The 23,198-nt window shown below is 36.0% G+C and carries 27 protein-coding genes and 1 tRNA gene; 14 read left to right on the top strand and 14 right to left on the bottom strand.

Going from position 1 to position 23,198, the window contains the following annotated elements:
• A partial coding sequence (locus ACIQ1E_RS09075) for an MFS transporter (protein WP_396170711.1) occupies positions 1-767 on the top strand: 767 nt, incomplete at its 5' end.
• On the top strand, positions 768-1,214 hold the full coding sequence (locus ACIQ1E_RS09070; RefSeq protein ID WP_396170709.1) for a DUF2062 domain-containing protein: 447 nt from the start codon (positions 768-770) through the stop codon (positions 1,212-1,214). It begins immediately after the preceding gene.
• Between the two features lie 6 nt (positions 1,215-1,220).
• Here ACIQ1E_RS09070 and ACIQ1E_RS09065 read toward each other — a convergent pair whose 3' ends face one another.
• From ACIQ1E_RS09065 to ACIQ1E_RS09045, 5 genes are all read right to left on the bottom strand, one after another.
• The gene (locus ACIQ1E_RS09065) at positions 1,221-2,117 is read right to left on the bottom strand and encodes a GyrI-like domain-containing protein (RefSeq protein ID WP_396170707.1); all 897 of its coding nucleotides are present in this window, start codon (positions 2,115-2,117) and stop codon (positions 1,221-1,223) included.
• Positions 2,118-2,204: 87 nt separating this feature from the next.
• A complete protein-coding gene (locus tag ACIQ1E_RS09060) occupies positions 2,205-2,954 on the bottom strand; it encodes a UDP-2,3-diacylglucosamine diphosphatase (protein WP_396170705.1) in 750 nt (249 codons plus the stop codon).
• 53 nt (positions 2,955-3,007) lie between these two features.
• Positions 3,008-3,460: a 6-pyruvoyl trahydropterin synthase family protein gene (locus ACIQ1E_RS09055; protein WP_396170703.1), complete on the bottom strand. Its 453-nt coding sequence runs from the start codon at positions 3,458-3,460 to the stop codon at positions 3,008-3,010.
• 32 nt (positions 3,461-3,492) lie between these two features.
• Positions 3,493-3,669 carry a hypothetical protein gene (locus ACIQ1E_RS09050; protein ID WP_396170701.1) on the bottom strand — a complete coding sequence of 59 codons (177 nt, stop codon included), beginning with the start codon at positions 3,667-3,669 and terminating at the stop codon, positions 3,493-3,495.
• Between the two features lie 3 nt (positions 3,670-3,672).
• On the bottom strand, positions 3,673-4,437 hold the full coding sequence (locus tag ACIQ1E_RS09045) for an enoyl-CoA hydratase/isomerase family protein (RefSeq protein WP_396170699.1): 765 nt from the start codon (positions 4,435-4,437) through the stop codon (positions 3,673-3,675).
• Between the two features lie 106 nt (positions 4,438-4,543).
• Between ACIQ1E_RS09045 and ACIQ1E_RS09040 the strand changes: the two genes are divergently transcribed.
• From ACIQ1E_RS09040 to ACIQ1E_RS09010, 7 genes are all read left to right on the top strand, one after another.
• Positions 4,544-4,617, top strand: a tRNA-Ala gene (locus tag ACIQ1E_RS09040).
• 147 nt (positions 4,618-4,764) lie between these two features.
• Positions 4,765-6,861: a prolyl oligopeptidase family protein gene (locus tag ACIQ1E_RS09035; RefSeq protein WP_396170716.1), complete on the top strand. Its 2,097-nt coding sequence runs from the start codon at positions 4,765-4,767 to the stop codon at positions 6,859-6,861.
• Between the two features lie 258 nt (positions 6,862-7,119).
• On the top strand, positions 7,120-7,434 hold the full coding sequence (locus tag ACIQ1E_RS09030; protein WP_396170697.1) for an HPF/RaiA family ribosome-associated protein: 315 nt from the start codon (positions 7,120-7,122) through the stop codon (positions 7,432-7,434).
• Positions 7,435-7,649: 215 nt separating this feature from the next.
• A complete protein-coding gene (locus tag ACIQ1E_RS09025; protein ID WP_396170695.1) occupies positions 7,650-10,157 on the top strand; it encodes an AsmA-like C-terminal region-containing protein in 2,508 nt (835 codons plus the stop codon).
• A 98-nt stretch (positions 10,158-10,255) separates the two neighbouring features.
• Positions 10,256-10,933: a tRNA (guanosine(46)-N7)-methyltransferase TrmB gene (trmB, locus tag ACIQ1E_RS09020; protein ID WP_396170694.1), complete on the top strand. Its 678-nt coding sequence runs from the start codon at positions 10,256-10,258 to the stop codon at positions 10,931-10,933.
• A gap of 33 nt (positions 10,934-10,966) precedes the next feature.
• Positions 10,967-11,647, top strand: coding sequence for a LysE family transporter (locus ACIQ1E_RS09015; protein WP_396170692.1), 681 nt, complete (start codon positions 10,967-10,969; stop codon positions 11,645-11,647).
• Positions 11,648-11,651: 4 nt separating this feature from the next.
• Positions 11,652-11,987, top strand: a complete 336-nt coding sequence (locus tag ACIQ1E_RS09010; RefSeq protein ID WP_396170713.1) for an MGMT family protein — start codon at positions 11,652-11,654, stop codon at positions 11,985-11,987.
• A 45-nt stretch (positions 11,988-12,032) separates the two neighbouring features.
• On the opposite strand, the gene ACIQ1E_RS09005 is transcribed toward ACIQ1E_RS09010, so the two are convergent.
• Both ACIQ1E_RS09005 and ACIQ1E_RS09000 read right to left on the bottom strand, forming a co-directional pair.
• Positions 12,033-12,833 carry a hypothetical protein gene (locus ACIQ1E_RS09005; RefSeq protein ID WP_396170690.1) on the bottom strand — a complete coding sequence of 267 codons (801 nt, stop codon included), beginning with the start codon at positions 12,831-12,833 and terminating at the stop codon, positions 12,033-12,035.
• Positions 12,826-13,416 carry a hypothetical protein gene (locus tag ACIQ1E_RS09000; protein ID WP_396170688.1) on the bottom strand — a complete coding sequence of 197 codons (591 nt, stop codon included), beginning with the start codon at positions 13,414-13,416 and terminating at the stop codon, positions 12,826-12,828. The genes ACIQ1E_RS09005 and ACIQ1E_RS09000 overlap by 8 nt, the downstream gene beginning before the upstream one ends.
• A 235-nt stretch (positions 13,417-13,651) precedes the next feature.
• Here ACIQ1E_RS09000 and ACIQ1E_RS08995 point away from each other — a divergent pair, with 235 nt between their 5' ends.
• The 3 genes from ACIQ1E_RS08995 to ACIQ1E_RS08985 all read left to right on the top strand — a co-directional run bounded on the left by ACIQ1E_RS08995 (position 13,652) and on the right by ACIQ1E_RS08985 (position 15,496).
• Complete coding sequence (locus tag ACIQ1E_RS08995; RefSeq protein ID WP_396170687.1) at positions 13,652-14,776, top strand: P-loop NTPase; 1,125 nt, start codon at positions 13,652-13,654, stop codon at positions 14,774-14,776.
• Positions 14,777-14,815: 39 nt separating this feature from the next.
• Positions 14,816-15,055, top strand: coding sequence for a NifU family protein (locus ACIQ1E_RS08990; RefSeq protein ID WP_396170685.1), 240 nt, complete (start codon positions 14,816-14,818; stop codon positions 15,053-15,055).
• 114 nt (positions 15,056-15,169) lie between these two features.
• Positions 15,170-15,496 carry a ferredoxin gene (locus ACIQ1E_RS08985; RefSeq protein WP_396170683.1) on the top strand — a complete coding sequence of 109 codons (327 nt, stop codon included), beginning with the start codon at positions 15,170-15,172 and terminating at the stop codon, positions 15,494-15,496.
• Between the two features lie 13 nt (positions 15,497-15,509).
• Here ACIQ1E_RS08985 and ACIQ1E_RS08980 read toward each other — a convergent pair whose 3' ends face one another.
• From ACIQ1E_RS08980 to ACIQ1E_RS08950, 7 genes are all read right to left on the bottom strand, one after another.
• On the bottom strand, positions 15,510-16,253 hold the full coding sequence (locus tag ACIQ1E_RS08980; protein WP_396170681.1) for an SGNH/GDSL hydrolase family protein: 744 nt from the start codon (positions 16,251-16,253) through the stop codon (positions 15,510-15,512).
• 114 nt (positions 16,254-16,367) lie between these two features.
• Positions 16,368-17,546 carry an acyl-CoA dehydrogenase family protein gene (locus tag ACIQ1E_RS08975; protein WP_396170679.1) on the bottom strand — a complete coding sequence of 393 codons (1,179 nt, stop codon included), beginning with the start codon at positions 17,544-17,546 and terminating at the stop codon, positions 16,368-16,370.
• 139 nt (positions 17,547-17,685) lie between these two features.
• Positions 17,686-19,089 (bottom strand): carbohydrate porin, encoded by a 1,404-nt coding sequence (locus ACIQ1E_RS08970; protein ID WP_396170677.1) that lies wholly within the window; start codon positions 19,087-19,089, stop codon positions 17,686-17,688.
• 159 nt (positions 19,090-19,248) lie between these two features.
• Positions 19,249-19,956, bottom strand: coding sequence for a tRNA1(Val) (adenine(37)-N6)-methyltransferase (locus tag ACIQ1E_RS08965; RefSeq protein ID WP_396170675.1), 708 nt, complete (start codon positions 19,954-19,956; stop codon positions 19,249-19,251).
• Between the two features lie 185 nt (positions 19,957-20,141).
• Positions 20,142-20,501, bottom strand: coding sequence for a four helix bundle protein (locus tag ACIQ1E_RS08960; RefSeq protein WP_396170673.1), 360 nt, complete (start codon positions 20,499-20,501; stop codon positions 20,142-20,144).
• Between the two features lie 174 nt (positions 20,502-20,675).
• Positions 20,676-21,200: a ribosome maturation factor RimM gene (rimM, locus tag ACIQ1E_RS08955; protein WP_396170671.1), complete on the bottom strand. Its 525-nt coding sequence runs from the start codon at positions 21,198-21,200 to the stop codon at positions 20,676-20,678.
• A gap of 13 nt (positions 21,201-21,213) precedes the next feature.
• Positions 21,214-21,816, bottom strand: coding sequence for a 30S ribosomal protein S16 (locus ACIQ1E_RS08950; protein ID WP_396170669.1), 603 nt, complete (start codon positions 21,814-21,816; stop codon positions 21,214-21,216).
• 256 nt (positions 21,817-22,072) lie between these two features.
• On the opposite strand from ACIQ1E_RS08950, the gene ACIQ1E_RS08945 reads away from it, so the two are divergent.
• Together ACIQ1E_RS08945 and ACIQ1E_RS08940 are read left to right on the top strand one after the other, a co-directional pair.
• On the top strand, positions 22,073-22,573 hold the full coding sequence (locus ACIQ1E_RS08945) for a DUF6252 family protein (RefSeq protein WP_396170667.1): 501 nt from the start codon (positions 22,073-22,075) through the stop codon (positions 22,571-22,573).
• Positions 22,574-22,664: 91 nt separating this feature from the next.
• On the top strand, positions 22,665-23,024 hold the full coding sequence (locus ACIQ1E_RS08940; protein ID WP_396170665.1) for an RNA recognition motif domain-containing protein: 360 nt from the start codon (positions 22,665-22,667) through the stop codon (positions 23,022-23,024).
• Positions 23,025-23,198: the final 174 nt, after the last annotated feature.

Here is a 23,198-nt window from a genome sequence, read left to right as displayed (position 1 = left end):
TTGCAGGATTTTCGATTACTTTTATTGGTGTACATTGGTCGATGTGTACTATTCTTGCCTGTTCAGTTTTTGCCTTAATGATGTTGACACAAATTTCAAAGAAGCCTATTTTGAATCCAAAAATTGGCGAACCAGTGATGGAAAGTTTGAAGGAAGGAATAAAATTCGTTTACACCAATAAATCGATTTTAGGAGCTTTGACACTTGATATGGTCGCAGTACTTTTTGGAGGTGCGGTGGCGCTATTGCCTATTTTTGCACAAGATATTTTGAAAGTGGGTCCGGAAGGTTTTGGAATTTTAAGAGCTGCACCAGCCGTGGGTGCTTTGTTGACGATGTTCGTTGCAGCGCATTTGCCTTTTTATAAAAATGCGGGAATCAAATTGTTGGCGGCTATTTTTGGCTTTGGGGTTTGTATCATTGTTTTCGGACTTTCCACTTGGTTTTGGCTGTCTGTTTTCGCCTTGTTTATGAGCGGGGTTACGGATGGAATTTCGGTGGTGATTCGTCAGACAATTTTGCAACTCAAAACGCCCGATTCTATGCGGGGACGAGTAGCTGCGGTAAATTCTATTTTTGTGGGATCATCGAATGAGTTAGGCGCTTTCGAAAGTGGATTGACAGCCAAATTGATGGGAACGGTTACTGCGGTTGTTTTTGGTGGAAGTATGACCCTTTTAATCGTAGTTTTTACGGGAATTAAATTGCCGTCATTCCGAAATCTGGATTTGCAAAAAGATTTGGAGGAACACGAAAATCATAAATAATTGAAAGCTATTTTAAATAGAGCAAAAGAGAAAACCACCGCACTTTTAAAGCAAGGTTTAACTCCAAAGGAATTGAGTCAGAGCATAATTGTTTCTGGTTTAATTTCGACCATTCCTATTCTTGGTGTAAGTACTTTTATGATTACTACGGTTTCCCTGAAGCGAAAATTGAATTTACCCATAATGATTTCGTTGAGTTATCTGATGTGGCCAGTCCAGATTTTAATGATAATTCCTTTTATACGAGTGGGCGAATTTATTTTTTCGGTTCCTCGAAATCATCATACGGCCGAAGAAATTATCAGTTCTTTCCAAAACAGTTTTTTTCAAACCTTGAGTTATCTTTCCTTCGAATTGCTTTGTGGTTTGGGCGGATGGTTGCTGACTGCTGTTCCTTTTGCTATTGGAGTTTATTGGGTATCACTTTTGTTTTTCAAGGAGAATTAAAGGCTTTTATTCTATTGGAATATAAAAATCAACAATGGCTTTTTTTTCTGGATGTTCGTTGAAGTTGTTGTGGTAGATTTCAAACGGATTCCGGTCTGCTTTTTTATATCCATTTTGGTTCATCCAAAGGAAAAGACCCGTCCAAGATTTTTCAAATTCCTGAATGCCGATTTCAAAATGCCCAACAATACATTTTCCTTTTTCGAGGATTGTCCAGCCAATTTCTCCGCTGACTTCAGTTTTTTCTTTTAAAATCAAGCAAGCACTCATTCTGACTTTCTCGGGTTCGGTGATTTTAAAACTGTCGTGATAAATAGTGACCATTTTTGAATCTTCCGTAAGTAGTCCTTTTGGCGCAGCCCACTGCATCAGTTTGGCGTATGCAGTTCCCAATCCTTCGACTCCGATTTGTGTAACAAAAGCCAAGTCTAACTTTGGCATTTCTTTGATTTCAATAGTTGCGTTCATTTTGATCCAGTTAATTAGGTTGTTAATGTTGCAAATGTATTCTTCTAGCAATCCATTTTCTTGTCCGTTCGTGCTATCTACTTGACCAATCTTGCTATATTTTGATTTAGTTTTTCGAAATTCAGATGGACTAATGCTGTAAAATTTCTTGAATGTTCTTGTGAAAGAGGAATTGCTATTGAAACCGTATTGAAGAGAAAGCTCTGAAATGCTTACGTTTTTTTTGGGCAAAAGGATCGAAGCTGTTTTTTCGATTCTTTTGCGGGTGATGTACGAATTTAAAGTTTCGTTGGTTATTGCTTTAAAAACACGATGTAAGTGAAATGGGGAATAAAATGCCGCCTTAGCAACAATTTCTAGTGATAATTCCGAATCAAGATTTTCATCGATGAATATCAAAACAGCATTGATTCTTTTGATGTAATCTTCGTTCATATGTGGAATTAACGGTTGTTTTTGAAAGAGAAAAAACTATTTAAACTACACTTATAATGAACTTAAATGACTGATATGGATAAAAATTTACTCAAATTTTTTCAATTCAAAAGTCTCGCCATCAAAAACACCATAAGTAAAATAACCTATCCAATCACCAAGATTCACATATTGGGAGTTTTCTCCAACAGGAATTATCATAGGCAAATGACGATGACCAAAAATGAGGTAATTGTAATGTTTGGTTTCCAGTTTTCTTTTGGCATAAAGAATGAGCCATTCGTTTTCCGTGCCAAGGAATTTTACATCTTCATCGCCTGAAATAAGTTTGTTTTTAACCGAAAGATAATGCCCTAATCGCACTCCAATATCAGGATGTAGCCATCGGAACAGCCATTTCGACAGCGGATTGGTGAAGACCTTTTTCATCCGTTTGTAACCTTTGTCTCCGGGACCTTTTCCGTCGCCGTGACCAACAAGGAAAGTTTTATTATTGAAGGTGTACTCTTGATTGTTGTGGTATACAGGAATGTTCAATTCTTTTTCGAGATAATCATTCATCCATAAATCGTGGTTACCTACAAAGAAATAAATTGGAATTCCGCTGTCGCGAATTTCGGCCAATTTGCCTAAAACGCGAACAAAACCTTTGGGAACCACTGTTTTATATTCGAACCAAAAATCAAATAAATCGCCTAACAGGAAAATGGATTCCGCATCTTTTTTGACTTCGTCAAGCCAAGCCACAAATTTTTGTTCTCTGGGAAAACTCAATTCAGGAGTGGGTGCGCCAAAATGCTGGTCGGAGGCAAAATATATTTTTTTGTTGGGCGTCATTTAAGAAAGATAGATTTTCGAAATTTGGAATTTGGAATTTATTTTTTGGAATTTTATAGGTTATCACTAGCAAACCATTCAGCAAACGAAGACTCCGTTTCTTGTAACTTCAAAGAAAAAAGAGTGATGTTTTCAGGTAATCTACTGATAATTCTTTTCGAAAAATCGACTACCATATTTTCGCTCGTTGGTTGATATTCGACTAAAATCACGTGATGACCGCGACTTTTTAGTTCGTTTGCCAATTCGACATGAGGTGTATTTTTATTGAAAACAGAGGCGTGGTCAAATTGATCTACGATTTCCTCTTTTACTATTTTTTTCAAATCAGTAAAATCTATTACCATCCCGTTTTTCACGTTAGTTATATCGTTTATGGGTTCTCCTATGACCGTTACCGACAATTTATAACTATGTCCGTGTACGTTTTTGCATTTGCCATCATAGCCGTATAGGGCGTGACCTGTTTCGAAACCAAACTGCTTTGTAATCCTGATTTTGCTCATTCTATTTTTATTTGAGTGCAAATTTAGTGAATCTACTCCTTTCTATCCGATTTTTTAGCACGATAATACATCCAATAGGCAAGACCGGCTAATACTACAAGTGGAAGAAATGACCCGATTAGGACTCCCAGTTGATAACCGCCGTCGGGAGAATTTTTCAGTTTTTCTTCAATAGAGGTTTGTTGCAGAAGCAGAACAAGATTTGTCATCGCTTACTTTTTTAATTGATATAAAGCATTTTTAGAAAAATCGGAAAGCACCAATTTCCCTGAAATTTCGGCTCTTTCGTACAATAAGATTTCCCAATTTTCGGTTCCTTCCCAAAATACTTTTTTCATTTCTAATAAAGCTTCTGGGTTATAACTGGCTAGTTTATTGGCGAAAGCCGCAATTTCAAAATCGAGTTCGGTTGTAGTCTCCACTATTTTGGCATACAAGCCTTTTTGGTTTGCCCAAGCAGCGGTTTTCCAATCTGTATCCAAAGTCAGTTCAGACATTGCGCTTTTTCCGATTTTTCGGCTAACAGCGGGTTCTATGACAAAAGGCCCAATTCCGATGGCTAATTCCGATAGTTTTATTGCACTATTAGCGGTTGCCAAGGCATAATCGCAAGCGGCAATAATACCAACACCTCCACCAACCGCTTTTCCGTGAATTCTGCCGATGATTATTTTCGAACAGTTGCGCATTGCATTCAAAACATTGGCAAAACCCGAAAAGAACTGGGTAGCTTCTTCAGGATTTGAAACGACCAAAAGTTCATCGAACGATGCACCCGCGCAGAAAGCGCCGGAACCACTACTTTTTAAAACAACCACCGAAACTAATGGATTGTTGCTTAAGTTGTTGAGTTCGTTCGTCAATCGATTCAGCAAGTCACTTGGAAAAGAATTACTCGCAGGATGCCCAAATTCAAGGGTTGCAATTTTGTTTTCGATTGTCGTGATTAAAGAACCGTTTGTGTTTTGAGATAGCATTTGACAGATTTTGATGTAAAGTTAAAAATATTAAGGAAAGGGTGTAATTTTTTTTCGAAATTTGGATTGTGCTTTTTTAAAATGTATATTTGCGGTATAATTTTTTGGGGGATTAGCTCATTTGGCTAGAGCGCTTGCCTGGCAGGCAAGAGGTGGTCGGTTCGAATCCGATATTCTCCACAGTTTAATTAGAATTGCAAGAAACCCTTCCTAGTCATTAAGATTTGGGAGGGTTTTTTAATTTATAATTTCTGTAATAATAACAGTAAAATTTATCTATTTTTGTTTGAACTTAAATTATTTCTAATGAAAAAAATATTTTTTATAATGGCAATAGCTGCGTCAACAGGTTCTTTTGGCCAAAGCCAAAAAGGGAATTCAATACATTATCCACAAACTAAAAAGGGAGAAACGGTTGACGTTTATTTCGGCACCAATGTTGCCGATCCTTATCGATGGTTAGAAGATGATAGATCCAAGGAAACAGCTGCTTGGGTCAAAGAGCAAAACGTTGTTACTTATGATTATTTGTCCAAAATTCCTTATAGAGAAGTAATTAAATCTCGAATGGAAAAACTATGGAATTACGAAAAAATAGGTTCGCCAAATAAAGAAGGGAATTATACGTATTACTACAAAAATAATGGCTTGCAAAACCAATCGGTAATGTACAGAAAAGACGCTAAAGGTGTTGAAACCGTTTTTTTAGACCCCAATACTTTTTCTAAAAAAGGAACGACGTCACTTGGTGGAGTTGATTTTTCTAAAGATGGATCGAAAGTCGCCTATTCTATTTCAGAAGGTGGAAGCGATTGGCGAAAAGTAATTTTGATAGATGCCGAGTCGAAAAAAATTATGGAAGATACTTTAGTTGATGTAAAATTTAGCGGCGTTTCTTGGAAAGGAAATGAAGGGTTTTACTATTCTAGCTATGACAAGCCTAAAGGGAGTGAATTATCGGCGAAGACAGATCAACACAAATTGTATTTCCATAAAATTGGAACTTCTCAGAAAGAAGACAAAGTTATTTTTGGACTTTCAGAAAAAAGAAGATATGTAGGAGGATTTGTAACAGAAGACAATCGCTTTTTGGTTATTTCAGCGGCTAATTCTACTTATGGTAATGAATTGTATATTCAGGATTTGACAAAACCCAATGCGCCAATCGTTACGATTGTTGATAATTTCAACAGCGACAGCAACATAATTGAAAATGAGGGCGAAAAATTATTCATCGAAACCGACCTCAATGCTCCAAACAAACGCATTGTTACAGTTGATGTAAACAATCCAAAACCTGAAAATTGGAAAGATTTTATTCCTGAAACCGAAAATGTGCTATCACCAACCACAGGTGGAGGTTATTTTTTTGCTAATTATATGAAAGATGCGGTTTCAGTTATCATGCAGTACGATTACAGCGGTAAAATGATTCGTGAAATCAAGTTGCCTGGAGTAGGGACCGCTGGAGGATTTGGAGGCAAAAAAGAAGAGAAAACACTTTATTATTCATTCACCAATTACACTACGCCAGGATCTATCTATTCTTTCGAGCCAAACTCGGGAAAATCGGAAGTGTATCAAAAGCCAAAAGTGGATTTTAAAAGCGAAGATTATGTTTCTACCCAAGTTTTTTATACTTCGAAAGACGGAACTAAAATTCCAATGATTATCACTCATAAAAAAGGCGTAAAATTGAACGGAAAAAACCCAACAATCCTTTATGGTTATGGTGGTTTCAACATTAGTTTAACCCCAAGTTTTAGTATCGCTAATGCCATTTGGATGGAAAACGGAGGCGTTTATGCTGTTGCCAATTTAAGAGGCGGTGGCGAATATGGTAAAAAATGGCACGATGCAGGAATCAAAATGCAAAAACAAAATGTTTTTGATGATTTTATAGCTGCAGCAGAATATTTGATTGCAAAAAAATATACATCTTCCGATTTTCTTGCCATTCGTGGTGGTTCAAATGGAGGTCTTTTGGTTGGAGCTACAATGACGCAACGTCCTGACTTGATGAAAGTCGCTTTGCCAGCAGTTGGGGTAATGGATATGCTTCGTTATCATACTTTCACATCTGGGGCAGGTTGGGCTTTCGATTATGGCACTTCGCAAGACAGCAAAGAGATGTTTGAATATCTCAAAGGATATTCTCCAGTAAGCAATGTAAAGAAAGGGACCCATTATCCAGCGACAATGGTTACAACAGGCGACCACGACGACCGCGTGGTTCCGGCTCACAGTTTCAAATTTGCTGCCGAATTGCAAGAAAAGCAAGCGGGAAATAATCCAGTTGTAATTCGCATTGATGTGAATGCAGGTCACGGAGCAGGTAAGTCAGTAGCGGCAACTATTCAGGAAAACGTAGATATTCAGGCTTTTACTTTGTATAATATGGGTTTTCAAGCATTACCAAAATAAGTCTTTTGGATTTATAAGTTCAATTAAAATAGACCCTGTGGTTCTTTGGAATCACAGGGTTTTTTGTTTTGTATAGTCAAAAGGTTTCTGTTAGTTTTTGTCTACTTCTAATGATTAAAACGCCAAAAAAAGTCTCAACGTGAACAATTATATAGGTTTGAAACAGTTCTCTTTTTTATTTTCATAAAGTTTTATTAACACGACGGTTTTTGTGAAAGTATCTTACTATTTTTGAAACAATCAATAAACAATTTACTTATGAAAATTCAATTTAATACAGACAAGAACATTGAAGGTCACGAAAGATTAGAAAAGTTTTTTACTTCAGAATTAGAAAAAGATTTAGCGCGTTTTGATGATAAAGTGACTCGAATTGAAGTGCATCTTGGAGACGAGAATAGTGATAAAGGAGGGGTTAAAGACAAACGTTGTATGATTGAGGCTCGTCCAGTAAAGTTGCAACCAATAGCTGTTACAGCTTTTGGCGATTCAATAGAAAAAGCGTTTTTTCAAGCATCAGAAAAAATAAAAAAAGCGTTGAATACCGCATTCGACAAACAACAAGTTCGTTAATTATCAATATAAGGGGTTTTATTAATTCGACTGAAACAGTCTAGAAAGCATTTCTTTTTAGACTGTTTTTTTATACATCAATTTCATTTAAACTGGATTTAATTTCCTTGCCGTTTTATTGTCCAGTTTTGAATCAATTTAAATTGAGCAAATCGTGGTCAATTTTTATTCTTAATAAAAGAAATACTATCTTTATACTTATAAAAAAAAGTAAAATGGACAAGCTTTCTGATAAAGCAAAGGGTTTCTTTGCGAATAAAGGGGTTAAAAAAATCTTCAAACTAATTCTGTATTTCTTCCTTGGTTTATTTGCGGTAATTATTGTCAGTGCAATAGGCTTGCGTATTTATTTTGAGAAAAATAAAGCTGAAATAGTTGAAAAAATAAATACGCAAATCAACGATAACATAAATGGTGAAGCCAAAATCGGCGACATTGGGTACAAATTTTTAATAGGCTTTCCTAATTTTACGGTCGTTTTGAGAGATGTTGAGCTTAAAGACAGTCTTATAGCTATTCATAAAAGACCAGTGCTCGTTGCTGGGGAAATTGAAGCACGTTTGAATGTGCTGAAGCTATTGAAAAAAGAAGTTGCCATTGATAAAATTGTGATTATCGATGCCAAGATTGATTTATTTGTAGACAAAAACGGCGTTCGTAATTCAAATATTTTTAAGGCTAAAAAACCAAAAACCGAAAAGTCTAATACTACAACTACCATCAATGAAGTATACCTCAAAAACGTCACCTTTATTTCAGAAAACCAACAGGGACATAAGCTGTTCAATTTTGAGGTAAAATCATTAAAGTGCAAAATAAAATATACTAGTGATGGTTGGATTACCGATGTTCGTCTAAATACACTAGCCAAAAGTCTTGCCTTTAATTCTTTAAGAGGTAGTTTTGTCAAAGACAAAGAAATTAGCGGGGATTTAATAGTCGATTTTTCCAAAGAACTAAACAAAATAGGGGTTGTTACCCAAGGCTTCAAAATAGGGGAAGATGATTTTACTATAAAGGCTAATTTCAACGTTGGAAAAGGAAATTCACTTTTCGATCTTGATATTAGAACTAATATAAAATGGGGAAATGCCTCAAATTTGTTGGCGAAGAATATCAGTTCAAAGTTGGATAAGTTTGCTTTGAATGATCCGCTAGAAGCTTCGTGCGTCATAAAGGGGGATATGAGTGTGAAAGGCGATCCAGAAATCGTTGTTAATGCAGTTATAAAAGATGACGAATTGACAACGTCTCAAGGTGTGGTAAAAAAATGTAGTTTTCTGGGCAAGTTCACAAATAATTACAAGAATGGGTTGGGATGCAATGATGCTAATTCAGCCGTTATTATTAAAGATTTTAAAGGACTTTACAGTGAAGTTCCGCTTTATATTCCATCTGCAATAATTAACAATTTAGAAAAACCAGTGGCTACGGGTAAGTTGAATGCCAATTTTGAGTTGGTTAAAATGAGCAATTTTATAAATGACGATTTTATCGAATTTACTGGTGGAACTACTAAAGCGAACATCGATTTTAAAGTTGATATAGTCAATGTACAATTGAATAAACCTAAGTTTACAGGTTCAATTGTCGTAAAAAACGGTAGTTTTAAAGCGAAGTCTAAAAACGTTCATTTTCAAAATACCGATGTCGAGCTTTATTTTACTGAAGAAGCGTTACTCATAAAGAAAATTAAATTTCAAAATAAAGTCAATACTGTTTTTATGGAAGGTAGGGTAGATAACTTCTTGAATTTGTATTATGATGCGCCCGAAAAATTGAATTTAAACTGGAAAATATACAGCCCATTTATAGACCTTAAGCAAATTGTTGGTGTTTTGACCTATCATTATCAAGGAAAGGCACCAGAGCCAGCTTCAGCAAGCAAAAAACCATCCTATGATCTTCACGAGGTACTCAGAAAAGCGCAGGCAACACTTGAAATTAAAGTAGATAAGTTAACGTATAAAAAAATGATTGCCAATGATTTTAAGGTTAAAATTGTTTTGGCAAAGCAAGGCCTTATCGTAAATAATGTTTCTATTCAGGGATCTACGGGAAGCACTTTGAATTTCGATGCTCAAGTTATTCCGCAAGGGAAAACAGTTCTTTTTAAAACTAATATAAAGCTAGCCGAAGGGAATGTATCCAGGTTTTTAGCGTCATTCGATAATTTTGGCGTCAGATCTTTTACGCCAAATGATATCCAAGGGAATCTTTCACTAACAACATCTTTATCTGGTGTTCTTAATGCAGACAGAGAATTAATGCCAAACACAATTAATGGAAATATAGCTTTTGGAATAAAAGATGGGGCATTATCTAATTTTGAGCCCATTCAAAAAATAGGAAAAATTGCCTTTCCAAATAGAGATGTAAAGAATATCACATTTAGTGATTTGACAGCAAGTGCAACTATAAAAGGAAATTTGATAGACGTACAAAGTTTGAAAGTTACATCTAATGTTATGAATATTGATGCAAAAGGAACCTATTCATTGACGAATACGGGAACTAATTTGGCGGTGAAAATTCCTTTAAGAAATCCGAAAGACGATTATAAAATTGCAGATCCAAAGCAAAGAGAGGCAGTGAGATATAAAGGAATTGTTGTAAACTTGATGGTAGTTGATGGTAAAGATGGTCAAGCAAAAATAAAATTGGGTAAGCCTTCAGAAGACAAATCTACAGCAGAACAGCCGAAAAAAAGCAAAGCAAAATAGTATTTAATAAACCACGCAAATCCAGCTAATAAATTCCCTAATTTTGCCACCGTGATTATTAGGTCTAAGTATAGGGTGTTAAAAAAGTAAACAACAGAGTGGGAAGTAAAAATAAGTTAAAAAGATTCAAGGAAAACGAAACATTCAATAATGTATTTCAGCCTTCTCGGGAAGAAGTTGTAGGGAATTTGTTTCCGCTCAGAGGCAAATGGAATGCTGATTTTTTCAAAAACGAAAATCCAATAGTTATCGAATTGGGCTGTGGAAAAGGTGAATATTCCGTTGGTTTGGCCGAGAAATATCCAAATAAAAACTTTGTTGGAATCGATATAAAAGGTGCTCGTTTTTGGCGTGGTGCAAAGACTGCTGTTGAAACTGGTTTGCATAATGTTGCTTTCATTCGTACACAGATTGAATTGATCAATCATATTTTTGCCGAAAACGAAGTCGATGAAATCTGGATTACGTTCCCTGATCCTCAAATCAAATACAAACGCACGAAGCACCGAATGACCAATTCAGAATTTCTGCAATTGTATAAAAAAATCCTGAAAAAATCTGGTGTTGTCAATTTGAAAACCGATAGCGAATTTATGCACGGTTATACTTTAGGTTTGCTACACGGAGAAGGGCACGAGGTCTTGTACGCCAATCATAATGTATACGTGAACGAAGGAAGTCCAGAGGAAGTTACCGCTTTCCAGACTTTTTACGAAAAGCAGTATTTAGAAATCAACAAGGCCATAACTTACATTCGATTTAAAATTGCCCCCTAGCCCCCGAAGGGGGAATAATTAATTTGGATAATTATGTTGAATCTGTTTCAAGTTGCATTAGGAATTCCCCCTTCGGGGGTTAGGGGGCTTATTACCCCTTTATTTTTCGGTTTTTTGAGTGCTGTTATTGGGATTATTCCGCCAGGATTAATCAATATGACAGCTGCCAAAGTGAATCATAAAGAAGGAAAAAGGAATGCGTTGTGGTTTGTGTTTGGAGCTATTCTTGTTATTTGTTTCCAAGTTTTTTTCTCTATATTATTTGCTAAGATTATTCACCGAAGACCTGATTTGGTTACTTTGTTGCGTGAAGTTGGTTTTGGAATATTTGCAACCTTGACCGTTTATTTTTTCTGGTTGGCCAAAAAACCAAAGGATAAAACCAAGAAGCTTGTTTCAAAAAGTGTAACCAAGCGCTTTTTTCTTGGAATGTTGTTGTCTGCATTGAACTTTTTCCCCATTCCATACTACGTTTTTGTTAGTATTTCCTTGGCTTCATATCATTTATTTTCATTCGATATGACTTCCATATTGATCTTTGTAAATGGGGTCGTAATAGGTTCGTTTTTGGTCTTTTATTTTTATATTTCTTTTTTTAACAATATAGAAAGTAAAAGAGATTTCATTATGAAAAACATGAATACCATCATCGGTTGCATTACGGGCTTGATTTCGATAATCACGTTGATCAACATCATCGAATATTATTGGTAGAATGATGGAAAAATCCAACGAAAATTTTTTTGAAAAAGTCTATGCCGTTGCTCGGCAAATTCCTTTCGGAAAAGTCACAAGCTATGGTGCTATAGCCAAAGCTTTAGGCACAGCTCGATCCGCCAGAATGGTGGGGTGGGCAATGAATGCCGCTCATAATCTCGAAGATGTTCCAGCGCATCGCGTAGTAAATCGAAAGGGATTGCTTACCGGCAAACACCATTTTGATGGGACCAATCTTATGGAGCAATTGCTCGAAAGCGAGGGGATTATGGTCGTTGACAATCAAATTATTGATTTCGAAAAACATTTTTGGGAGCCGGAAATCAGTGTGCAGTAATCAGTTAGCGGTTTTCAGTCTAAACGAATTAAGCAAAAACAAGATTTAATCATTAATGGGCAAAACCACTTTTCTCACATACCAATATCCATATTCATATTCAAAGGTGATTTTTCCATCTCCAGAATAAGAAATCTTAGAATCTGTACCTTTTATTTTTGCACAAAAATCAATGTTGAATTCCACTTTTGCATTTTGTTCATCAAAAGCTATGTCCTTAAATTTAAAAAACTTCATTTTAAATTTTTTAAATAAGGATCTGAAATTGTTTAATTCTTCGTGATTTGTTGCGTCTTTGCTATGATATTCGTCATAAAAATCAGATTTTGTATTGAAGAACATTCTCAAAAAATCTTCAGTTGCATGTTCTAAATCGTATTTGTGATTTTGATGAAATTCCTCATAAATGAAATTAAAAAGCATTACAGGAACATTCATATCGTTTATTTCGTGCAAAAAAAGCTCCGTGGTTATAAAGGAATAAATCAATCTGTCTTGGTCTTCATAGTCACAGAGCACGTCTAATGCAAGTCCATTTTGAGCCATTAGATCCATAATTCGATCTAGTTCAATACTTATTTCCTCGTTTGATAGTGCGTCTGTGGGTTTAAATTCTGGCTTGCCTAATTTGTCGAAAACCGAAATTTGTTTCACGTTTTGATACGCGTTTTCAAAATTCATAATCGAATCCAGAAATATCGACTCTATTTCAGGCGGTAAATCAGGATGCATTTGGTCTGGAAATATAGCACCGTGCTCTAAATTGAGCTTCAGCTTTTTGAATTCATTTTCTTGCTTAATGTTGAGTTTCGGAAGTTCTTCTTCGTGGTTTTCTTCTTTATTCATGATTATGATTTTTAACGATTTCTGCCATTCTTAAAATATAGGTTTCTATGGATTCTCCCTCTAAAACGGGTATGTGTTCTAGTGCACTTTCAAAACTATTGATTAGATTTGAATATCTGTTGAAGGTTTCTTCAAGCAATTTCTCATCTCGGGTTTCCCAATATTGCCCCTCATCTGTGAATTCAAATTCTTCAAAGTAATTTTTATTTAAATAATCAAAAACAGAAATTAGAATTTTATGTATTGCTGCGCCACAGTATTGGGTTTTTACAGAAAGGAAATAGAGATAAATGTCATCTTCTAGGTTTTCTACGTTTTTGTTTAGTTGAAGATTATGGGCGGCACATAATTTTCCATTAGAAAGAAAGGTTAAATGCACTGTTTCGCATTTTGGTGGGGTAAAAAAAAGGCCGTAAATTTTATCTGAATTGGGTTTTAAAGTGAACGTATTATTGGGAAATGTATCTTCAAAAATGGCAAACTCCCATTTATTTGCTTTGCATATATCGGTCACTTCCTCGATCATTTTTTTTAATGATTCAGGGTTTTTAAATTTGCCTTTATAATGAAAACTTAAGCCCATATAAACTGTGTTTTGTGTTTATATTATTATCCTCCTAATATAAATAAAAAAAGGATTCCATTTTGTAATTCAAAACTGAATTTTATTTTTATCTCTAAATAGAAATTAGCTATGGTTAATCATTGTCACTATCTAACTTCTTCACTATATTTGCATTCGTAAAATTATAATAGAATCAGTTTAAATAAACATAATATTCAGTTGAATTTTTTCAATTGCAAACTATAAATAGAAGATGAAATTAGATAAAAAAGACATTCTTAAAGCATTAGAAACGATCACTGTTGCTGGAGAAGGGAAGAATATGGTCGAAAGCGGAGCTATTGCAAATGTTGTGACTTTTGCCGATGAAGTAATAGTAGATTTGGTATTGCACGTGCCAGCAATGCACATTAGAAAACGTGCCGAAGACGACATCAAAAAAACGATTTTAGAGAAGGTTTCTCCGGAGGCCAAAATCACCATCAATGTCAAAGTTGAAGCTCCAGAAAAAAGCGATGCTCCAGATAAGTCTATTCCTGGAATCAAAAATATAATTGCCGTTGCCTCAGGGAAAGGTGGAGTTGGAAAATCGACTGTTACTGCGAACTTAGCGGTATCACTTGCTAAAATGGGTTTTTCTGTTGGAATTCTTGACGCGGACATTTACGGGCCTTCAATGCCAATAATGTTTGATGTTGAAAGTGCTAGACCTCTTTCGGTAGAAATAGATGGCAAATCAAAAATGAAACCTATAGAGAATTATGGTGTCAAAATACTTTCTATTGGATTTTTCACACCTCCTAGCCAAGCGATAATTTGGCGTGGGCCAATGGCTTCAAAAGCGTTAAACCAAATGATTTTTGATGCAGATTGGGGAGATTTAGACTTCTTGCTTATCGATTTACCACCAGGAACAGGTGATATACATTTATCTATAGTTCAAGCTTTGCCTATTACGGGTGTAGTTGTGGTAAGTACGCCACAAGCAGTAGCGCTTGCCGATGCTAGAAAAGGAGTTTCGATGTTCCTTTCTGAGGCAATCAATGTTCCTGTACTTGGAATTATCGAAAATATGGCTTATTTCACACCAGCAGAGTTGCCTGAAAACAAATATTACATTTTCGGAAAAGAGGGTGCCAAAAACCTAGCTGACGATTTACAAGTGATGTTTTTAGGAGAAGTTCCCTTGGTACAATCTGTACGTGAAGCGGGAGATTTTGGTCGTCCAGCAGCACTACAATCGGATTCGATTATTGAAACCGTTTTCAACGAAATTACCAGAAATGTGGTGCAGGAAGTGGTGAACAGAAATGAAAATTTACCAGCGACTGAAGTAGTTAAAATAACTACAATGGCGGGTTGTTCCTCAAAAAAATAATATAATAACCTGTTTCGAGGGTTAATTAATAATTTAAAAATGACTACAGAAGAATTAACAACAAATGTTTTGAAAGCACTCGATGAAGTCCGACCTTTTTTGAAATCGGATGGAGGTGATATACAGTTGGTGTCTATCGAGGAGGATAAGCACGTAACTGTACGTCTGCAAGGTGCTTGTTCTAGTTGTAGTGTCAACCAAATGACGCTAAAAGCAGGAGTGGAAACTACAATCAAAAAGTACGCGCCACAAATCGAAACTGTTGTCAATGTAGGTTAAATAATTTTTTAGAACGACCATGCTTATATTTTATTTTTGGCATGGTCGTTTTATGTTTTAAAGTGTAAATTTATACTCAAGCATTCGTAACATACTGAAAATTGCATTAAAGAAATGGATATTACAATTAAGATAAAAAACCGCAAAGGAGAAATACACGAAGTAAAAGCGCCCACAGATATGTCATTAAATTTGATGCATGTTGTTCGTGCTTATGAGCTTGAACCTGTTGGAACAATTGGTTTGTGCGGCGGAAATGCAATGTGTCACACCTGTCAATGCTATACTACTAATGAGGTGAATTTACCTGAAAAAAAAGAAGCGGAACTAGCTACCCTTTCGAGATTACCCAATGCTAAAACCAATAGTCGTTTGAGTTGTCAAATTCCTGTAACAAAAGCTTTGGAAGGATTGGAAATTGAAATAGCACCATTGTTTTAGATTTCGGCCACTCTTAATTATTAATGGCAGTTGAAGCTTTAGGGAATATTCTTTCCACAAAAAGGGAATAAGCTAGTTCCGAAGGATGTAAGCCATCTGTAGCCACTAGCAAAGGATTTGCAAAACCCTGCCTTGTAATGTCTGTAATTGTAATAAACTCAATGTTTCTATCGACGCAATATTTTTGTGCAAAAGCATTATAACTGTCAATTTCAGTAGAAACCTTTGATGGATTGGTAAGTGACTTTCCAAAAGGGGTGTAAGCATAATCCGGAATCGAAACTACAATTACATTCGACTTATCCCCTTTAGAGAGCGCTAGAGCTCGGGTAACTAATTGCGGAAATTCATTTTCATAAATCGAAAACGCTCTGTTTTGATATTGGTTGTTAACTCCAATCAACAAGGTTACTAAATCATAATTTGCAGATAGATTTTGGCTGTTTATAGCAGAAATTAAGTTGGTTGTCGTCCAGCCGGTTTGAGCAATAATTTTTAAAGTGTAGGTGTTTTTTGGATTCTGACTATCTAGTTTTTTCCTTAATTGTTCTGGAAAGCGACAGGTTTCACAAACGCTTTGTCCAATGGTGTAGCTGTCTCCAAGAGCTATATAATTCAGTTGTCGCGGTAAACTTGTATCAACTATTATTGGTTTGATTGCTGCAGGAGGGCTTGGAGTGCTATCATCCGCGCTTGAACAACTCGCAAACGTAAAAACGAAAAACAAAGTGGTTATTATGGCAATACTATTTTTCATTTCTACTACTATTTTCAATTATTAAACACTATAATGAGTATAAAATTAAAAAGCTTCTCGTTTCCAAGAAGCTTTAAATCAATATTTTATGAATAGTTTAATAGTTGTTTATGCTTATTTGAAAGCTGGAATGCCGGTAATGTCCATACCTGTAATCAACAAATGAATATCGTGGGTTCCTTCATAAGTAATCACTGATTCTAAATTCATCATATGTCGCATAATCGAGTATTCACCAGTGATTCCCATTCCGCCCAGCATTTGTCGGGCTTCGCGAGCAATATGAATCGCCATATCGACATTATTTCTTTTCGCCATCGAGATTTGAGCCGTTGTCGCTTTTCCTTCGTTTCTCAAAACGCCCAATCGCCAAGTCAACAATTGTGCTTTAGTGATTTCGGTGATCATTTCGGCTAATTTTTTTTGTTGCAATTGTGTTCCAGCTATCGGTTTGTCAAATTGGATTCTTTCTTTGGCATAACGCAAAGCCGTGTCATAACAATCCATCGCAGCGCCAATCGCTCCCCAAGCAATGCCATAACGAGCAGAATCCAAGCAACCTAGAGGTGCTCCCAATCCAGATTTATTTGGTAATAAATTTTCTTTAGGGACTTTTACATTATCAAAAATCAATTCACCAGTTGCCGAGGCACGAAGTGACCATTTATTGTGGGTTTCTGGAGTCGAAAATCCCTCCATTCCTCGTTCTACAATCAACCCGTGGATTCTTCCTTCCTCATTTTTTGCCCAAACAATAGCAATATCAGCGAAAGGTGCATTCGAAATCCACATTTTAGCGCCATTTAATAGATAATGGTCGCCCATATCTTTGAAGTTGGTAATCATACTTCCCGGATCGGAGCCGTAATTGGGTTCGGTCAAGCCAAAACAACCCATAAATTCTCCTGAAGCTAGTTTGGGTAAGTATTTTAGTCTTTGTTCTTCGTTGCCGTATTTCCAAATTGGATACATTACTAATGACGATTGAACCGAAGCCGTGGAGCGTACACCTGAATCACCTCTTTCTATTTCCTGCATAATCAAACCATATGAAATCTGATCCAATCCAGCACCACCATATTCCTCAGGAATATAGGGGCCGAACGCACCAATCTCTGCCAAACCTTTGATTATTTGAGATGGAAATTGTGCTTTTTGAGCAAAGTCTTCTATGATTGGCGAAACTTCGCGTTTTACCCATTCACGAGCCGAATCACGGACTAATTTATGTTCGTCGGTCAATAAATCGTCAAGGAGGAAATAATCTGGTGCTTGAAATAAGTCTGGTCTCATAGTAAGAAAGTTTATTTCACAAATCTACAGAAAGAAATATAACAAAACAATAGCATAAAGTTATATATCTAAATATTTTTGATTTTAAAGAACAAGATTAAACGGTTCTTAAAAAATAATTTAATGGCTCAATAGAGATTTACCAAATCCAATATTCCATTTTGACACCGATGTATTGTCCCCAATTTTTGGTGCCGCTTTGCGCGAGATAGGGTGAGTAGAGATTGTTGGCTGCAAATTGATTGTAATGTGCTACACTATACACCAATCTAAAATGAGGTCGTTCCCAAACATTACGCTTAGCGGTTGGAACCAACGTAGGCGCAAGAGTAAATTTGGTCATTTGAGCAAAATCTTGCGTACCATCTTTCCGCCAAGCAAAATCAAGTTCGTGTAATATATGAAACCAATCATTAATATAATAGGTTCCTCTTGCTCCAAAAGCGATGTCTTGCTTCCTATTGAATAGTAATTGTTTACCTAGATAATCCGGTGCTTTATTGAGGCTATCACTTGCGCCTCTACTTTTGGTGTAAATGGCATAGGCATTAAGAGAATACTTTTTGCTTAAGTTAAGCAAAAACGTTTCGGTAAATGCAAAAGAGTTGGCTTTACTAAAACTGTTGGTTTCTAGGTTTGGTGCACCATAAGTAGTGTAGGTCCGGCTACTACCTCCATCTCCTCCGTTGGCGATTCCTGTGCCATATCGAACACTTATGGCATTAAAGGAGCCTGGTAGTTTGGTCGAGAGACTTTTGTTGTATTTAACTCCTAGAACAAATCCGTAATCCGCAGGGTAACTGTATTCCTTACTGCCGTCTTTGGCAATACCTGAAGGAAGGCGTTGAAATTCCCCCATCAATTTCACATACCCTTTTTTAACTTGAATTTCGTGTTCTAAAACAGAAATGTAGCGATTACGTAAGCCTAATGTTGGTGTTCCGTTTACGATGTTCAAATAAAAATTGGGCGGTAATGTTGAGGTCGTGTCAATTGAACCTGTAAAAATAACCGAAAACTTAGTGTTTTTATGCTGTATACCCACGCCTTGTCCGGAATGATCGTCAAAATAAAAATGGTCAATCACGTGAATGTCATCGCCACGGAATAATCTGGCTCCAGCCCAAACACTCCAGTCGCTACCGTTGATATTCTTCGCTTCTGCAAACAGTTCGGGCAAAGCAGTGGTTATTCCTCCAATGGATTTGTTGGATACATTGCCTATAAGTTGTCCTTGAGTCGTATAAAATGCAAATCGCGCTTGCACACTTATTTTGGTGGATTCTTTTCCACCAATTTTGGGATTAAAGTGTAAGCCTGTGGCCAATTCTAAGTAATCATTTTCTTCGAATCTTCCTCCAATGGAGCCCATTCCGTTGAGATTGAGCGATTGTGGGAAAGCGGCTTCTGTTCCCAATCCATAACCAATTCCAGCCCGACCATAACTACCGATAGAAAACAGTTTGTTGGAAATAACAGGAGATTGAGCCAACAATCCTAGTGTAAAAAACAAAGTCAAAAAGAGATATAAATTTGTTTTCATAGTTATTGAAAGTGAATTAGCGCTAGAAATTTCCTTCTACTTATAAATCATAATTTATCAAGTGTAGGTAAAGAATAAATTAGAATTCAATTCAAATTTAAGAAATTATTTATTAATTAAAACCGAAATGGCAAAAAATGATAATGTCCAAAATTTGAATTACATCTTCAAATAAAAATCCTTTGTCAAGGCGACGTATTCTGGAGTGTAAATATGCCGTGCGGTTTCGATGATTAATTCATCAATAGGAAAATTTGGAGTTTCATTTCGGCTAAAAGCCAAAAGACTGCGTTTGATTTCGGAGGTTGGGGTTCCTTTGACGCGAGTAATTTTTAAAGGGAATAATTCGTATTCATTTGCAAGAGCCAAGAAAGTTGCCTCTTCTTTGAAAGGAATAATTACGGAGAAGATTCCGTTTACAGAGAGTAACAAAGCGGCTGCTTCAATCAAATCTTCAAAAGGCATTGCGTCTTGAAAGCGGGCTAAATCGCGTTGGTCATTATCAGATTTGTAATCTTCAGTATAGAAAGGCGGATTCGAAACTATTAAATCATATTCGTCCTCTGGTTCTTCGACAAATTCGTCCAAGCCTGCGTGAAAACAAAACAAGCGGTCGTTCCAAGGGGAATTTTCAAAATTGTCTGTGGCTTGTTCGTAAGCATCTTCGTCAATTTCTAAAGCATCAATTTGCTGTGCACGACTTCTTTGCGCCAGCATCAAGGCAATGATTCCAGTTCCAGTTCCAATGTCTAAAATACTGAAAGGATTGTTTTCAATGGGAGTCCAGGCACCAAGCAAAACACCATCGGTGCCAATTTTCATTGCCGTACGTTCTTGCTTTATAACAAATTTTTTAAATGAAAACATAATTTAGGATTCAAGGAGATAATGAAAATTCCAATTTTTTAAATTCCAAATTCCAAACAAAAAGAGAAATTCCAAAAAAAGAAAATTCCTATCTTGAGGGAAATTCCAAAAATTAAATTCTAAATTCCAACAAATGGGAAAATTTGGAGTTCCTAACTTTTGGAATTTTAGTATTGGAATTTATTTTAGTTGTTATTGGGATTTATTTTAGTTATTATCGCCGATAGAATTTTTCTTAATTCTTCGACTTCAAACAGTAAATTTTCTGATTTTTCTTTAAATTCTGGATTTAGTTCTTGTAATAGTCGAAGCCAGTACTTAGATTCTTTGGCTTCTTTTCTAGCTATTTTCAATCGAAAAGACAAATCTTTTTCACCTAGTTTCTCGTTTGCTTCGATATAATTTGCTCCAACAGAGCCTGAAGATTTTACTAGTTGTTTTCCGTCTTCAATATTGGATATAGTTTTTGGAAGCTTTTGAATATAGATTCTACATTCTTTAGCAAACAAAAAAGTTCGTTCTTCTAAATCGTATGGTTTTTCCATAATTATATCAAATTCCAAAAATAAATAAATTCCAAATTCCAAGAATTCAAATTTAACTTAATTTTAATCCAAATATGATTCAATCGAAGTAAACTTCATACTTTTTTTGAATTTAAAAATTTTAGAATTTCTCTACTATTGTTGGAATTTGGAATTTCAGTATTGGGATTTCACTTATAGGTACATCTCTATCAAGCCTTCCGGCAAGTCCATAATGACTTTCTTGTTCTCTCGGTCAATTTTGACCAAGAAATGATCGATCATCGGAATTAGAATTTCGGCATCACCTTTGAGAACTTCAAACAGTGGTTGAGCTGTGGTGTCGTTAATAGATTGGATTTCTCCAACATATCCCAAGCGTTTGTCTTCTACTTCGAAACCTATGACTTCGTGAAAATAGAATTTGTTACCCGTAAGTTTTGGCAACATTTTTAGAGGAAGATACAAATCATTTCCGAGTAAAGCTTCCGCTTCCTCCTCGGTATTTACATCTTCAAAACGAATTCGGAGGAAATCGTTTTTGTGTAGTGAGCTAGTTTCAATAAAAAAAGGAACCAAGTGTTTGTTGCATTCAACAAACACTGATTCCAAGTTTTCGTATAACTCAGGTTCGTCCGTGTCTAAATAGGCTAAAACTTCCCCTTTGAAACTAAATTTTTTTGCGATTTTACCTAAATAGAAACAATCTTCTTTACGCATCCTCGCTTGTGAATTATGCTTCTGGAGTTTGCTCTGTAGCTTCTTCAGCAGCAGGAGCTTCAACTTCAGCAACTTCTTCAGCAACTTCTTCTTCAGCAGTAGCTTCAACCTCAGCTTCAACTTCTTCTTCAACAGCAGGAGTTGCAGCAGCAATAGCATCAGCTTCAGCTTGTGCAGCAGCAGCTAGACGTTTTGCATTTACTTCTTGTTCAGCTTTGAAAGCTTTTGCTTTATCAGCAGCTTGAGCTTTTGTCAAACCATCTTTTTTAGCATCAACTTTTCCAGCTTTAGCTTCTAACCAAGCAGCTAATTTTGCATCAGCTTGTTCTTGAGTCAAAGCACCTTTGCGAATACCTCCATCAAGGTGGTGTTTCAATAAAGCACCTTTGTACGAAAGAATTGCTTTTGCTGTATCAGTTGGTTGAGCACCATTGTGCAACCATTTTACTGCGCTATCCAAATTCAATTCGATAGTTGCAGGGTTTGTGTTTGGATTGTAAGTACCAATTTTTTCTAGGTATTTACCATCTCTTTTTGAGCGAGCATCTGCTGCTACAACCCAGTAAAACGGTTTTTGTTTTTTACCGTGTCTTTGTAATCTAATTTTTACTGACATAATCTAATGATTAAATTTTGAGGTACTCGACCTCGATTAATTAAGGGTGCAAAGATACATTTTTTATTTATAAATACTAATTCAAATTGTATTTTAATGAATAGTAGTGTATTATGTCGATTTTCGGATGAAATATTCCTTTCAGTTTCCATTTATAATCTAAAATAATATACTTTTGTTTCTATGAAAAGGTACATAATTACGAAATGAGCGTGGCGAATTTCATTTTCAAATAAAAATCAAATAGTTTCCTCGGATGAAAAAACAGCTTCTATATTTATTTCTAATCCTTGCTTTTGCGTCTTGTAGCGAAGAAGTTAAGTTCAACAACCCTGCTTTTGAAGGTCGAAAAGACAATGTTTTTTGGAGAGCTGTTCAAACAAGGGCGACACTAGCGTCGAATGGTTCTTTGACGATCGAGGGTTTTACTAGAAACGAAACAATGACATTAAAAACAACTTCTGTAAAGCTAGATTCCTATACTTTAGGAACGAGCAATTCTAATACGGCAACCTATGTTTTGACCGATGCAAGTGGTACAATCACTTTCTCAACTGGCACCAACATTGGCAATGGGGAAATAGTACTCGAAGAATACGATGCTGTAAATAAAACAGTTACTGGAACTTTTAAGTTTAATGCTGAAAACATCAAAAATAATCCATTAGCAGGTCCGTTGATGAATTTTCAATATGGTCGCTTTTATAAAGTTCCCGTTAGCTCAAATTCGGCGAATACATTACCAGCAATACCTTAATTTTACAATAATAAATCATAAATAAGCTAATATGTAGTAGATTAGAAAAAAATAAGACTACATTTGCCACAATTATACTAAATAAGTACATATGAATATTTTTGTTGGAAGCCTTCCGTTCAGTATTGAGGAAGCAGATTTAAGAGAGTCTTTCGAGGCTTACGGTGCAGTTGATTCTGTAAAAATTATTACTGATAAATTTACTGGAAGAAGTAAAGGATTCGGTTTTGTTGAAATGCCAAGTGATGAAGAAGCTCAAAAAGCAATTGATGAGCTAAACGGAGCGACTGTTCAAGGTCGTGCTATCGTAGTGAACAAGTCTGAGCCAAAACCAGAAGGCGAAAGAAGAAGTTATAACAACAGCCGTGGTGGAGATTCACGCGGAGGTTATGGTGGTGGAAACAGCCGTGGTGGAGACAACCGTGGAGGTGGAGACAGAGGAAGATATTAATATTTTTTTCAATCATATAAAAAAAGGTGTCAATGAAAATTGACACCTTTTTTGTTGTGCGCTACGCATACCATATATCTATAGGGTGTAAATCCCGAACGAGCCTGCCAATGGGAATCGTTAGCCAAGAGCAAGGGTGTCTACCGTGAGGTAGAATCTGAAGGAAGCTGGAGG

Source organism: Flavobacterium sp., from assembly GCF_044348915.1.
Taxonomy (GTDB): domain Bacteria; phylum Bacteroidota; class Bacteroidia; order Flavobacteriales; family Flavobacteriaceae; genus Flavobacterium.
This window is presented reverse-complemented; position numbering and strand designations above follow the sequence as displayed.